We start from the raw sequence: 12559 nt of genomic DNA, 5'->3' as shown, positions 1-12559 counted from the left end.
GCCGCGGGCTCACTGCTGTGGTGAGTGCCCACGACTCGCTGAGAACGCGATATCGCTTTTGAGGAGCGCGCGCTATGATGGCACCACCTTTCGACTTCGGTCGCTGGGTACAGCGAAGGTCCGGTTCCTTACTGGCTTTTTCTGGAACTGCCTTGATCTACCAGGTCGCCAAACTCAGAGGATCAGGCACTTAGCTTCGGCCCCCCGTCTCGTAGAGGCGGGGGGTTCGCTCGTTCTATGCGGCTTTCGAGGTTGCCTCCTTGGCCGTGTTCAGCTCGGGGATCGGCAGCTCTGCTGCGCGATCGCGCGGGCGCGGCGGTGCGTACTGAGGCATTCCCAGTGCGTCGGCCGCGAGCATCACCAGGTACTCGCCATAGGAGAGTCCGGCGGCATCTGCGTTCTGCTTCAAGATCGCGCCGAACTCTACGGGGGGCTTCGCCAGAATGGCGTCGCGACGTCCCTTGCTCGGCCTTCCGTTCTGAGTACCCATGCGCGCCAGTCTCTCGGTTTTCCTTAACACAAAGGGGAGGACACGCCGACGGCCACAGGTGTAGTTCACTGCGCCCGCTCGATGGTGCACTCAACGTCCCCCAGAAGGATCGTCGATCCCTCCGGGATCGTGGTGGGCTGGCCGGGGGTGAGCCACCGCGGCGGGGTCGACTGCAGTTCGATGCCGTTCGCGGAATCGAGGTCGGTCACGACGATGTGACCGGCGTCGTCGACGGCGATCGTCGCGTGTGTGCGCGAGAGCATCCGGCCCGGTGTGGCGATGCTGAGGGGTTCGTGGCCGGCGATCGGCTCGGGGTTGCGGCCGATGACCACGCGGGGGCCAGCGGAGACGCTGCGCTGCGTGTTGAAGGCCAGGCGCAGCGCTGGGCGGGCCGGTGTCGCGCGACGGGTAAGGCGGGTCTGCTCGACGTCGTGCAGCTCGTCGAGCGCGCGGAGCTCAATGGGATTCGGGCGCGTGATCGGCGCGGCCGCGGGCGGCGGCGTAACGGCGTTCGGTTCGGCCAGGGGGGCGACCTCGACGCGCAGCGGCTCGTCGACGGCGCACTGCACGCACGTCGTCGACGTCACCGGCTGTAGGCGGCGACAGATTCGGCATCGGCCCTCGTCGATGCTGAGGCCGTCAGCGGCCGGGATCGTGCCGTCGGCGCCGACGAGCTGCACGTAGCCCTCGGGGCGTACGGCGAGGGCGTGGGTACGGCCGTCCTCGGTGACGTCGAGGCGGATCGGCCGGCGTAGCTGCGTGGCGATCGCCACGGCGCGCGCGATCATGCCCGTGCGCAGCGCGGCGACGGACTCGGCCGCGCACGCGCGCCGTTGTCCGTTGACCGTGAGCGTCCCTGTGCCGTCGGCTGTGACCTCGGCGGCGAGCCGGGGCCACTCGGGGACGCGGTGGAGCCCTGGGACGGGCTGTGTGGCGTTCACAGCCCGCGTGCGACCGCCGCGCCGGCTGCCAGCCATGCTCGCTGGGTGTCGGGGCGCAGGGAGCCGAAGCGCAGCACGCCGTCGACCATTGCGGGGTCGTGGGGGACGGTGACGGCTTCACGGGCGAGCGAGCGGTAGCCGTCGGCTACTCGCGCCAGCTCGGCCGGGGTCGACTTGGGGTCGGCCTGGTTGACGATCACCACGGCGTCGCGGGCCAGCTCGGCCGATCCGGCGTCGCGCTCTGCGAGAGCTTCGAGGAGGAGCGCGCCGGCCTCGGCGTGGTCGTCGCGGGTGGTGGTGGCGACCACGAGCTGGTCGGTGTGGTCGATCATGCGCAGCCACATCGGGTCGGACTCGTCGTTACCGGAGTCGATGAAGATCAGGCGGTAATACTTCGCGGCCACGGCGTGGATCGCGTCGACGTCGCTCGGCTCCACGCGCTGTTCGTGGGCGAGGGCCATCGGCTTGCTGCGCAGCACGTCGAACCGGTCGCGGGTCTGGTGGTGCACGAAGTGGGCGAGGTCGGCCGACTGCGCCCCCGTGCTGAGGAGGCGGTCGACCTGGGGCAGGAGGTCGAGCAACGTCGCCTCGTGCGGCCCCTGCTCGGTGCGCCAGCCGAGCGTGCCGCGGGTCTGGTTGTTGTCCCACGTCAGCACGCCCGCGCCGCCGTGGCGGGCGAACACGGCCGCGAGGAGGACGGTGGTCGGGGTCTTGCCCGCACCGCCCTTGCCGTTCACGACGGCGATCGTGCGGGGGCCAGGCCAGTGCTGCGAGACGGCGAGGACGTCGGAGCGCTCGGCGCGCTCGGAGTCGTTGGGGCTCATGCGGATCCCGAAGCGGGTCAAGGTGCCGCGCCATCCCTGGGTCGCTGGCTCCTCGATCTGCTCCTGCGTGAGGAACGACTGCCGCGCCTCGCGGCGGCTCGGGTACTCGGGGGCTGGCACCGGGGCCTGACGCACCCATGCGTTGCCGTCCGGGGCTGCCTGGGCGGGAGCGACCGGCGCGGGAGCGACCGGCGCGGCCGCGGGAGCGGGCACGCTGTCGATCGGCGCGGGTGCCGGTTCCGGCTCGGGCTCGGGCTCCTCGACGGGCGCGGGGTTCGCCGGCAGGCTGTCGTCGGCCTCCACGCTGCCGTCGGGGTGGACGATCAGCGGCCACTCCCCGTCGGGGCCGGTCGTGGTCACACGGACGGGGCGCTGCATCTTCCCGGCCGTCTCAGCGACGCGAGCGAGGATCGCCGCGCGAGCATCCTCGAGAGTGGTCGTCTCGATCGGGTATGACGTCCCGTTGATCGTGACCTCTCCCGATCCGTTCGCGTGGGTGCGCGCCTCGATCTTGGGGAACGTGGGTACTTCGATGCCGCTCATGGTCGTCTCCTGATCTACTGTCCGAGCTGGATTCCGACCTCAGCCATGAAGGGGGCTGGGTCGATGTTTTCGCCGTTCACCTGCACCTCGAAGTGCAGGTGGCATCCGGTGGACTGTCCGCTGCTGCCGACGCGGGCGATCTGCTGACCGCCGGTCACCTTGTCGCCAACCTGGACGAGCATCCCGGAGTCGTACATGTGCAGGTAGCGGGTGGTGACGCCGCCGCCGTGGTCGATCGCGATGACGCCGTTTCCGCCGCTGTCGAAGCCGCGGAACGTCACGACACCGGACTGAGCGGCCCAGATAGGGCCGTCGCAGCCGCCCCCGGCGAGGTCGGTGCCGGCGTGCAGCCGCCACACGTTGTCGATGGGGTGCAGCCGCATGCCGTAGGGGTCGGTGATCGGGCCAGCGCCGGGCGAGGCCCAGCCCTGGGCGTTGACGCTGCCGGGAACGCCGGGCTCGCACTTGCCGCCGCTGGCGCTGCCGTCGCCGGGGTTCAGACCGGTGGTGGTGCCGGAGAGCCCTTCGACGATCTGCACCGCGCCATCCCAGAACTGGGTGTAGTGGTACGGGTCGGCGTTGACCTGCGTGCGGTGGGCGACGATCGTCGGTTCCAGCGACTCACGGTCGGGAACCTTCGCGACCATCGCCTGGAAGAACTTCGTCGACGAGATGTAGGGGTCTAGCCGCTCCTCGCGGGTGCCCCATCCGTCCTGCTGCTGGAACAGGCCGATCGAGGTCGTGCGGGTGCCGTCGGGGTTGGTGACGCCGCCGGTTTCCCAGTCGCCGTAGTCGATGTTTCGGAGGCTGGATTCGCCCATCGCGGTCATGACGCCGATGGTCTGATCGCGGACGTTCAACCCCTGGTCGGCGCCGGCCTTCATGACGTTGGCGGCGTTCACAAGCTGCTCGTGGCCATAGCCGGCGATTTCGGTCTGAGGCACCGAGTCGGGGTTGACCGAGACGCTCGACCCGCCGCCCCCGGCAGGCGCGCAGTTGTCATCCCCGACGAGAAGGAGGCCGAACAGCGAGCCAATGACGAGGAGCGGGACGGCGGCGATCGCGTAGACGCCGCTGCCCTTGGGGCCGGCCATTAGTTCACGCCCTCGGGGAGGATGAATCGGGAGGCGAGCCACGGCGAGGCGGCATCGGCGCGGCTGAGCACGACGCCGTAGGTGCCGGCGTTGGTGGGGACGTCGACGAACGCGACGTAGGCGCTGGTGTCATCGGTGATGACGGCGGGACCGGTGACGCTCGTCGCGACGATGCGCGCCGGGTCCATGTAGGCGTAGTCCTGGGTGGCTTTGCCGTCCAGGAGCGGCTGCAAACCGGCCCACCACTGCTCGAACGGAAGATCGGGGCGCGCGTAGGCGGTCATCACGGCCACGGCGGCCGTGGTCGCGCTCTCGCGCGATTCGTCATCCCACGTCGGCACGGGACGCGGGCCGTGCGTCTCTCCGCTATCGGCGTCGATAGCGCCCGTGGGCGCGGGGGTGAACTGGTCGAGGTCGGGATAGATCGGGCCGGAGCTGCTGGCGCTAGGAGTCGGCGCGGGCTCATCGCTCGGGGCAGTGCAGGCGGTCAGGGTCGCCGCCGTGACGACGATGAGTAGTGCCGGCCCGATCTTCCGCATGTCAGTCTCCTTGGATGATTTCCGGCCGGATGACGAGGACGGGGCCGGTATCCCGCTTCTTGTTGGCACCCTTCCGCAGGGTGTCTTTCAGCTCGTCACGGATGACGAACCACGTTGTGCCGATCTTGTAGCCGGGGATCAGTCCGTCTTTGAGCCAGGCGTAGACGCTCTTCGCTGACACCCCGAGCCGTTCCGCGACCTCCGTCGCGCCCAGCGTCGGCGGGCTCTGGTCGAATAGGCGGTCGACCGCGTCTCGATCGTCGTCGTTGCTCATCGGGATTCCTCCTGGTGGGGCCACGCGACCAGCATACTCATTCGGGAGCATAAGTACAGGTTTGGGATCATTCGGGTTGATCCTTCCATCTTTGGGGGGTTCGGGGTTAGTGTTTCCCTGTAAGGGTGAATCTCACTGTACCTAGGGGGGCAAGATGAGCGAACCGCTCAACCCGTGGCTTTCCCGGCCAACGACACCGCCACCTACGCAAGCTGCGCCCGTGGCCTCCGTGCCCGATGCGTTCGGTCCTGTGGCTCCGCAGCGGGGCATCCCTGCCCCGGATCGCGTCGACCAGCTCCCGATCCACGACCGCGGCACGACCGCCGCGCTCTGGTGGGTGGGGGCGCACGGCGGCTCGGGAGAGTCGACGCTGGCAGCTCTCATGCCGGGGTCACAAGCGGCCGGCCACGCCTGGCCGCGTACGCCCTCTCCGACGCCCGCGCGGACGGTGCTCGTCGCACGCGGTGACGCTCGGGGACTGCGCGCCGCGCAGGACGCGATGCGTCAGTGGGCGGCGGGCCTCGTGCCCTCGGTTGAAGTCTTGGGCCTGGTCGTCATGGCTGACGCACCTGGTCGTGTACCTCGTTCGCTGCGCGACCTCTTGCAGGTCGTCAGCGGAGGCGTCCCGCGCACCTGGACGGTGCCGTGGGTCGAAGCATGGCGTGTGGGGGAGCCGCCGGCTCTCGCATCTTCTCCGCGTGAAGTTCAGCGACTTGTCGACGAACTGACCGCACTCCTCGGTGCCGCCGGCACCACGAACTGAAAGGCAGACACATGTCCGTTATCGACGTGTTCCACGCGGCGGCCGACACCGCCGTTCACATCGCCGGCGTCATTCCCGACCCCGACCCGGTACAGCCTCCCGGCACCGAAGGGGTGACGACGATCCTCTCCTGGTTGAAGTGGATCGGCTACGTCGTCGTCGGTGGCGCGATCATCGTCGGCGGCATCCTCATCGCCGTCAGCTTCCGTCGTGGTGAAGGCCACGACGCCCTGCCGAAGATCCTCTGGCCGATGGCCGGAGCGATCGTGATCGGCGGTGGTGCCGCTCTCGTCGGCATCCTCGCCAACGCCTGAGAGGAGCCGTCATGGCTGAGGACGACACCCAGCAGAACCCCTTCACCCGCCCCGGCTTCATCGTCGGGGCGGTGGTGGTGGCCGCGCTCATCGTGACGGCCATCGTCTTGACGGTTCTCAACCTGAACCGCGGGAACGAGGCCGGCCCGCCCGCGCCCGATCCGTCGTCCAGCGCCACGACGAGCGCCGCCCCAACCCCGGAGCCTTCCGGGGTTGCGGGCGGCGCTAGTGTCTGTGGCCTGGAAGGCGAGAAGCTGTCGGGCACGGTCACGACCGCGCCCGCTGCGGAGTGGAAGTTCCAGGACGTCTACGCCTACCCAACGTCGACGACGTTCGGGCCGGGCGAGACGGCCGCGGAGGGCTACCCGTTCTGCTTCCAGCACTCACCGGAGGGTGCACTGTTCGCTGCGGCCAACGTAACGATCATCGGCTTCGGCCCGGCCGATCAGCGCTCCGCATTTCTCCAGTACGCGCTCACCGATGGGCCGTACCGCGACACGATCCTGAGCGCTGACGGGGCGGCTGCCCCCTCGGACGTTCGGGCATCCATCGCCGGCTTCCGCGTGCTGGCCTACGACGGCGACAGCGCCCGTGTGGATATCGCGTTCCGCGGTAGCAGCAACGGGCAGAGCGTCACCGGCTCTGCGGTCTACGAACTCGTGTGGGCCGATGGTGACTGGAAGCTCGATGCCTCGAAGTCGGAGCCGGCGCGCGTTGCCGAGCTGCCCGACCTGTCGGGCTACGTGAGCTGGACGGAGGGATAGGTCATGGCCGCGAGTGAATGCGCGCCGCTCGACCTCGGCTGCAAGGCCGGAGAGTGGGCGAACAGCGTCGTTGGTGACGCGATCCAGAACATGGCCGATGCGGTCATGGAAGCTTTCGGCAAGGCCGTGGCCTCGCTCGGCACCCTGTGGGTGAACGTCGGGACTCCGAACCTCACGGGGACGGGCGGTGGCTCGTCGATCGCAGCGGGGGCCAGCGCGCCGAACTCGGACGGCATCATTACGGTGCTGGGCTGGGTGACCTGGATCGCGATCGCACTCGCGGCTATCTCGATCATCCTTCTTGGAGCGCTCATCGCTTCACGGATGCGGAACGGTGAGGGCTTCCAGGCCGCGGGCCGTCTCGGCATCGTGCTCGGCGCGATCTTCCTCATCAGCGGCGCAACGGCGCTCGTGTCGGGCCTCCTGCCGAACGGGCCACAGGGTGCGGGCGGTGCGGTGCTGTTTCTGCAGTCGTCGCTCTGGTGGTACATGGGGGCGGCCGCGGTCGTGTCCGTCATCATCGGCGGCGTTCGCATGGCGTGGGAGCAGCGGGCCGAGCCGGGAAAGGACACGATCAAGAGTCTGTTGACGCTGATCGTTGTCGCGGGTGCCGGCGTGACGATCGTCGGCCTGTTGGTGTCGGCGTTCGACTCCTTCTCCGTGTGGATTCTGAACGGCGCGCTGAACTGCGACGTCGGCACGGATACGGCGTGCTTCGGCAACAACATCGCGACGTTGCTCGCCCTGACGACGAACCCTGCGGCCGGTGGCCTCGGCGCGCTCCTCATCATCATCTTGGGGCTGATCGCGATCCTCGCGACCGCGTTCCAAATCGTGCTGATGATCGCGCGCGGCGGCATGCTCGTCATCCTGACGGGCATCCTGCCGCTGTCGGCTGCGGCCACCAACACCGAAATGGGTAAGGGCTGGTTCAAGAAGAACGTCGGGTGGCTCGTCGCTTTCATCCTCTACAAGCCGGCCGCCGCGATCGTCTACGCCGCGGCGTTCCAGCTCGCGGGAACGAACGTGTTCCAGGACGACGGGACAGGCTTCATCGCCGTGCTCACGGGCCTCATTCTGATGGTGCTCGCGCTGTTCGCGATGCCCGCTCTGATGCGATTCGTGACCCCGCTCGTCGGGGCCATGTCCGCGGGTGCCGGCGGCGCGTTGGGCGTCGCAGCTCTCGCCTCGCTTCCGACGGGAGCGGCCTCGATGGGTCGCCTCGCGACGGGCTCGGGCGGTGGCTCGTCGGGCGGTTCCGGATCGACCGGCTCGTCTGGGTCGTCCGGCTCCACGGGCTCTACCGGCCCGTCTGGGGCGAACGGCGGCGGTCAGTCTGCCCCACAGGCGGCGCAGGCATCTAGCGGCGCTGGTGGCGGCGGTGGAGCCACGACAGGGGCCGCGGCGTCCTCGGGTGCTGCTGGTGGCGGCACGGGCGCTGCTGCGGCGTCTGCGGGCGGTGGAGCTGCCGCGGGCGGCGCTGCGGCCGGTGGAGCTGCTGCCGGTGGTGGAGCTGCTGCGGGTGCAGCGGCCGGCGCCGCTGGCGGGCCGATCGGTATGGCGGCCGGCGTCGCGATTGGCGCTGCGAAAGAAGCAGGACAGGCGGCCGCTGGGGCCGCCCGAGACATTGGTAACCAGGCAACAGGTGAAGGGAGCGAGAGCTGATGGCAACCGCAGACACAACGAGCCGTAGAGGCGTTCGCACATACGGGAACTGGCGTCAGCCGACGTCGCCGGGCCTCCTCGGGCTCGGCACGGTCGGCACGGGTCTGATGTTCGTCGCACTGCTGATCGTGATCGTCGTCCTGATGACGACGAATATCCTCAACGCCTTCATCACGGCCGCCGTGTTCGGCGGTCTGATCCTGCTGCTGACGATTCGCGACGGCGACGGGCGCAGCGTGCTTTCCCGCACGGCGAACCGCGTCGCGTGGACGTCGACGAAGCGGCGGAAGGCGAACATCTACCGCTCCGGCCCGCTGGGCCGTGCCGACTGGGGAACGAATCAGCTCCCCGGCCTCGGTGCTCAGACTCAGCTCTCCGAGCACGAGGACTCCTACGCCCGGCCGTTCGCGATGATCTACTCACCGCACGCTAAGACGTACTCGATCGTGATCGGCACCGAGCCTGACGGCGCGGCGCTGGTCGACCAGGAGCAAGTCGACCTGTGGGTGGCCGACTGGGGCCACTGGCTGCGCAACCTCGGTGATGAGCCAAACATGGAAGCCGCCGCGGTGACGATCGAAACGGCTCCCGACTCGGGTCGCCGCCTGCGCCGCGAGGTCGAGACGAACACCGACCCCGACGGCCCGGACTTCGCCAAGGCGATGCTGGGTGAGGTCGTGCTGAGCTACCCGGCTGGTTCGTCGACGGTGAAGGCGTACGTCTCGCTGACGTTCGCCGCCGCGCCGCGGAAGGGCGCTAAGCCCCGGAAGCCCGACGAAATGGCCCGCGAGCTCGCGGCTCGTCTGCCCGGCCTGACGGCCGGATTGCAGGCGACGGGCGCGGGTGCAGCGCACCCGCTGTCGGCCCAAGAGCTGTGCGAGACGATCCGGGTCGCCTACGACCCGGCGGCCGCGACGCTGATCGACGACGCGCACGCGGACGGTGACGTGCCCGACCTCCGGTGGAGCGACGTCGGCCCGACGGCCGCTCAGGCCGGATGGGACGGCTACCGTCACGACTCGGCCAAGTCGGTCACCTGGGCGATGACGCAAGCGCCCCGCGGGCTCGTGCAGTCGGGCGTCCTCGCCCGCCTGCTGGCTCCGCACCGGGATATCGCCCGTAAGCGCGTGACGCTGCTCTACAAGCCGATCGACCCGGCGCGGGCGGCATCGCTCGTGCAGTCGGACGTGCGAGCTGCGGAGTTCAAGGCGACCTCGACCCGGAAGCCGGCGGCGCGTGACTCGCTCGCGCTGCGCTCGGCTCAGGCGACGGAATCTGAGGAGGCATCGGGCGCGGGCCTGGTGAACTTCGGAATCCTCGTCACCGCGACGGTGATCGACCCGGCCAAGGAGGCCGACGCGCGCGCCGCGGTCGACAACCTCGGGGCGACCGCTCGCCTCCGGCTCCGGCCGGTCTACGGATCACAGGACAGCGCATTCGCCGCCGCGCTGCCCCTGGGCCTCGTGCTGAGCAAGCACGTTGCCGTCCCCGCGGCGCTGAGGGAGCGTGTCTGATGAGTGCTGACCTGATTGCTCTCGCCGTCCTCGGCGGGCTCGTCGTGATCGTCATCGTGGGCGCGCTGCTGTTCGTGCGCAGCGGCCGGAAGAACACCGACGCCGGCTCGTCGACGTCGGCCGGCGCGCTGACGTCTCGGGGCTACAGCGGCCCCGGCGGCGGCATGTCGAACTTCATCCAGCCGCCCGCCGAGTGGCGCGGCACGACCGTGCAGGTGTGCGGCCTGTGGCCGTACTCGATCGGTGCCGGCACGCCGATGGTGGGCGTCCCGCTGGGCCGCCACATTCACACCGGGGCGACGCTCTGCTGCGACCCGATTTCGTGGTTCCAGCGCGCGAAGCTCATCAGCAACCCGTCGCTGTTCGTGCTCGGCAAGCCGGGCCTCGGGAAGTCGACCGCCGTCGCCCGGATGGCGATCGGCCTCGCCGGCTACGGCGTGCAGCCGCTCGTGCTGGGCGATCTTCGACCCGACTACGTGGAGGTCATTCGCGCGCTCGGCGGCCAGGTCATCACCCTCGGCCGTGGCCGCGGGCACCTGAACGTGCTCGACCCCGGCGAGGCGAAGGACGCCGCGAAGCGGCTCACTGAGGCCGGTTTCCCGAAGGAGGCCGGCGAGGTCTTGGAGGACGCCCACGGCCGCCGCCTGGCTATGGTGTCGTCCCTGCTGACGATCCTCCGCAAGTCGGCTCCGAGCGACGTCGAGGAATCCATCGTCGACCAGGCGCTGCGCTACCTCGATCGGAACTTCGACGGCGTGCCGGTGCTGGGCGACCTGCTGAACGTCGTGCAGCAAGGGCCGGAGGAGCTGCGCCTGGTGGCCGTCGACCGCGGCGACTTTGCCGAGTATCAGCGGATCACGCGCGGGCTGGAAGCGTCGCTTATCAGCCTCTCCCGCGGTGGCCGCCTGGGCGAAATGTTCTCCCAGCCGACCGACAACCCAATGCGCCTCGACCGTCCCGTGGTCTACGACATTTCGGCCATCGGTGAGGCTGAGGGCGACCTGCGCGCGGCGACCCTGCTCGCCTGCTGGTCGAACGGATTCGCGACGGTGAACATCGCGAACGTCCTCGCGGATGCCGGCCTGGAACCGCGCCGGCACTACTTCGTCATCATGGACGAGCTGTGGCGTGCGCTGCGCGCCGGTAACGGCATCGTCGATCGCGTCGACTTCCTCACCCGCCTGAACCGTCAGGTGGGTGTCGGCACGGCCATGATTTCGCACACGATGGCCGACCTCAGCGCCCTCCCAGAGGACCGGTTGAAGGCGAAGGGCTTCGTCGAGCGCGCCGGCATGGTGATGTGCGCGGGCCTGCCGTACACGGAAATGCCGGAGCTGACGACGGTCATCCCGTTCTCGGAGGCCGAGCAAGAGCTTCTGACCGGCTGGCAGGACCCGCCCGCGTGGGATGCCGCGTCGGGCCGCGAGGTCGACCCTCCCGGCCGCGGGAAGTTCCTCGTCAAGGTCGGCACTCGGCCGGGTATCCCGGTCGAGGTTCGATTGACGGAGGCTGAGCGCTCGATCCGCGACACGAATCAGCGGTGGTACGAACAGTCCCGCACCGGACGGCGCGCGCTGCACGTCGTCGAGGAGCTGGTCGAGGAGCACGAGGAGCGGGTGTCGTCATGAGCACTCCGAACAACCGCCGCCGCGATCCCGGCGGCTTCGGCGCGGAGACGATGATGCTGCTCGTCGGCATCGGCGGCGTGGTCGCGGCGATCGTCGTCCTCAACGTCGCGGTGCGCCTCGGCCACCAGCTCGACGGGACCGGTGTCGAGCTGCCGAGCGACCCGTTCGCGTTCACGCTCGGCGTCGTCATGGGGCGGGTGCCGTGGCCGGCATCCGCGACGTGGATCGTCATCGTCCTGTTGGCGATCGTCCTCGCGCTCGTGGTGCTCGCGATCATCGGCGTTGTCCGCTACCGGAAGGGACGGACTCGCGTCGACCGGGCCAGCTCGTACATGGGCCGGGGGAAGGACGTCGAGGGTCTGAGCAAGCGCAACGCGCAGGCTCAGGCGACCCGCCTCGGCGTCACCGGCTCCCTCGGTGTGCCGATCGGTAAGACGCTCGGTCAGATGCCGCTCTACGGCACCTGGGAGGACATGCACATCGACATCTGGGGGCCGCGCACCGGTAAGACGACCTCTCGGGCGGTGCCGGCCATCCTGGAAGCTCCTGGGGGCGTTCTCGTGACGTCGAACAAGCGCGATGTGGTCGACGCGACGCGCGACGTGCGAGCGGAGGCCGGCCCGGTCTGGGTGTTCGATCCCCAGGGGATCGCGCTCGAGAACCCTACGTGGTGGTGGAACCCGCTCAGCTACGTCACCGACGAGGTGCGCGCGGCCAAGCTGGCCGATCACTTCGCCTCCGGTTCCCGCGACCCCGGAGCCAAGACGGATGCCTACTTCGACCCCGCGGGGCAGGATCTCCTTGCGGGGCTCCTGCTCGCGGCCGCGCTCGACTCGCGGCCGATCACGGACGTCTACGGGTGGCTGACGCGCCCCACGGAGGAGGAGCCGATCGGCATCCTCCGTCGCGGTGGGTACGACCTGACGGCCGACCAGGTGCGCGGTGTCATCACCGCCCCGGAGAAGCAGCGCGGCGGCATCTACGGCACGGCGCAGCAAATGGCGTCGTGCCTGACCAACCGCCAGGTAGCCGCGTGGGTGAACCCGCAGGGTGAGCCCGATCTGCGCCCGCAGTTCGACCCGGCCGCGTTCGTGCGTGACGGCGGCACCCTGTACTCGCTCTCCAAGGAGGGCCGCGGGACCGCCGGCCCGCTCGTGACGGCGCTGACGGTCGCCGTGGTGGAGGCCGCGGAGGAGCTGGCCGCCG

Annotated in this window: 13 protein-coding genes; 7 read left to right on the top strand and 6 right to left on the bottom strand. The window is 69.6% G+C overall.

Features of this window, described 5'->3' with window-relative positions; genetic code table 11:
- Nucleotides 1–235: 235 nt before the first annotated feature.
- From M3147_RS18655 to M3147_RS18630, 6 genes are all read right to left on the bottom strand, one after another.
- Nucleotides 236–490, bottom strand: coding sequence for a hypothetical protein (locus M3147_RS18655; protein WP_175988838.1), 255 nt, complete (start codon nt 488–490; stop codon nt 236–238).
- Between the two features lie 65 nt (nt 491–555).
- Nucleotides 556–1431: an FHA domain-containing protein gene (locus tag M3147_RS18650; protein WP_175988836.1), complete on the bottom strand. Its 876-nt coding sequence runs from the start codon at nt 1429–1431 to the stop codon at nt 556–558.
- Nucleotides 1428–2798 (bottom strand): AAA family ATPase, encoded by a 1371-nt coding sequence (locus tag M3147_RS18645; RefSeq protein ID WP_251204912.1) that lies wholly within the window; start codon nt 2796–2798, stop codon nt 1428–1430. Before M3147_RS18645 ends, M3147_RS18650 begins: the two co-directional genes overlap by 4 nt.
- Before the next feature lie 14 nt (nt 2799–2812).
- Nucleotides 2813–3934: a M23 family metallopeptidase gene (locus M3147_RS18640; protein ID WP_251204911.1), complete on the bottom strand. Its 1122-nt coding sequence runs from the start codon at nt 3932–3934 to the stop codon at nt 2813–2815.
- Nucleotides 3892–4431, bottom strand: coding sequence for a hypothetical protein (locus M3147_RS18635; protein ID WP_071644670.1), 540 nt, complete (start codon nt 4429–4431; stop codon nt 3892–3894). Before M3147_RS18635 ends, M3147_RS18640 begins: the two co-directional genes overlap by 43 nt.
- 1 nt (nt 4432) lies before the next feature.
- On the bottom strand, nt 4433–4705 hold the full coding sequence (locus M3147_RS18630) for a helix-turn-helix domain-containing protein (RefSeq protein ID WP_071644671.1): 273 nt from the start codon (nt 4703–4705) through the stop codon (nt 4433–4435).
- Nucleotides 4706–4859: 154 nt separating this feature from the next.
- Here M3147_RS18630 and M3147_RS19610 point away from each other — a divergent pair, with 154 nt between their 5' ends.
- From M3147_RS19610 to M3147_RS18600, 7 genes are all read left to right on the top strand, one after another.
- Nucleotides 4860–5468 (top strand): DUF6668 family protein, encoded by a 609-nt coding sequence (locus tag M3147_RS19610; protein WP_071644672.1) that lies wholly within the window; start codon nt 4860–4862, stop codon nt 5466–5468.
- An 11-nt stretch (nt 5469–5479) separates the two neighbouring features.
- Nucleotides 5480–5782 carry a hypothetical protein gene (locus M3147_RS18625; protein ID WP_005053787.1) on the top strand — a complete coding sequence of 101 codons (303 nt, stop codon included), beginning with the start codon at nt 5480–5482 and terminating at the stop codon, nt 5780–5782.
- A gap of 11 nt (nt 5783–5793) precedes the next feature.
- Entirely contained in the window at nt 5794–6546 is a 753-nt protein-coding gene (locus tag M3147_RS18620; RefSeq protein WP_071644675.1) for a hypothetical protein, read from the top strand.
- Nucleotides 6547–6549: 3 nt separating this feature from the next.
- Nucleotides 6550–8211, top strand: a complete 1662-nt coding sequence (locus M3147_RS18615; protein ID WP_071644676.1) for a hypothetical protein — start codon at nt 6550–6552, stop codon at nt 8209–8211.
- Complete coding sequence (locus M3147_RS18610; protein WP_005053891.1) at nt 8211–9725, top strand: SCO6880 family protein; 1515 nt, start codon at nt 8211–8213, stop codon at nt 9723–9725. Before M3147_RS18615 ends, M3147_RS18610 begins: the two co-directional genes overlap by 1 nt.
- Nucleotides 9725–11353 (top strand): ATP/GTP-binding protein, encoded by a 1629-nt coding sequence (locus tag M3147_RS18605; protein WP_251204910.1) that lies wholly within the window; start codon nt 9725–9727, stop codon nt 11351–11353. The genes M3147_RS18610 and M3147_RS18605 overlap by 1 nt, the downstream gene beginning before the upstream one ends.
- Nucleotides 11350–12559, top strand: a 1210-nt coding sequence (locus M3147_RS18600) for a type IV secretory system conjugative DNA transfer family protein (RefSeq protein WP_251204909.1), incomplete at its 3' end; no start/stop codon positions are given. The genes M3147_RS18605 and M3147_RS18600, both read left to right, overlap by 4 nt.

The sequence above is a fragment of the Agromyces mediolanus genome (assembly GCF_023715325.1).
GTDB classification, from domain to species: domain Bacteria; phylum Actinomycetota; class Actinomycetes; order Actinomycetales; family Microbacteriaceae; genus Agromyces; species Agromyces mediolanus_A.
The sequence above is the reverse complement of the archived record's forward strand: the minus strand, read 5'-3'. Positions and strand labels throughout refer to the sequence as shown.

Bases quoted from the DNA above. Each gene is read 5' to 3' on its own strand.
- M3147_RS18605 (WP_251204910.1), top strand. From the start codon at position 9,725: ATGAGTGCTGACCTGATTGCTCTCGCCGTCCTCGGCGGGCTCGTCGTG.
- M3147_RS18635 (WP_071644670.1), bottom strand. From the start codon at position 4,431: ATGCGGAAGATCGGGCCGGCACTACTCATCGTCGTCACGGCGGCGACC.
- M3147_RS18655 (WP_175988838.1), bottom strand. From the start codon at position 490: ATGGGTACTCAGAACGGAAGGCCGAGCAAGGGACGTCGCGACGCCATT.
- M3147_RS18620 (WP_071644675.1), top strand. From the start codon at position 5,794: ATGGCTGAGGACGACACCCAGCAGAACCCCTTCACCCGCCCCGGCTTC.
- M3147_RS18625 (WP_005053787.1), top strand. From the start codon at position 5,480: ATGTCCGTTATCGACGTGTTCCACGCGGCGGCCGACACCGCCGTTCAC.
- M3147_RS18610 (WP_005053891.1), top strand. From the start codon at position 8,211: ATGGCAACCGCAGACACAACGAGCCGTAGAGGCGTTCGCACATACGGG.
- M3147_RS18645 (WP_251204912.1), bottom strand. From the start codon at position 2,798: ATGAGCGGCATCGAAGTACCCACGTTCCCCAAGATCGAGGCGCGCACC.
- M3147_RS18630 (WP_071644671.1), bottom strand. From the start codon at position 4,705: ATGAGCAACGACGACGATCGAGACGCGGTCGACCGCCTATTCGACCAG.
- M3147_RS19610 (WP_071644672.1), top strand. From the start codon at position 4,860: ATGAGCGAACCGCTCAACCCGTGGCTTTCCCGGCCAACGACACCGCCA.
- M3147_RS18615 (WP_071644676.1), top strand. From the start codon at position 6,550: ATGGCCGCGAGTGAATGCGCGCCGCTCGACCTCGGCTGCAAGGCCGGA.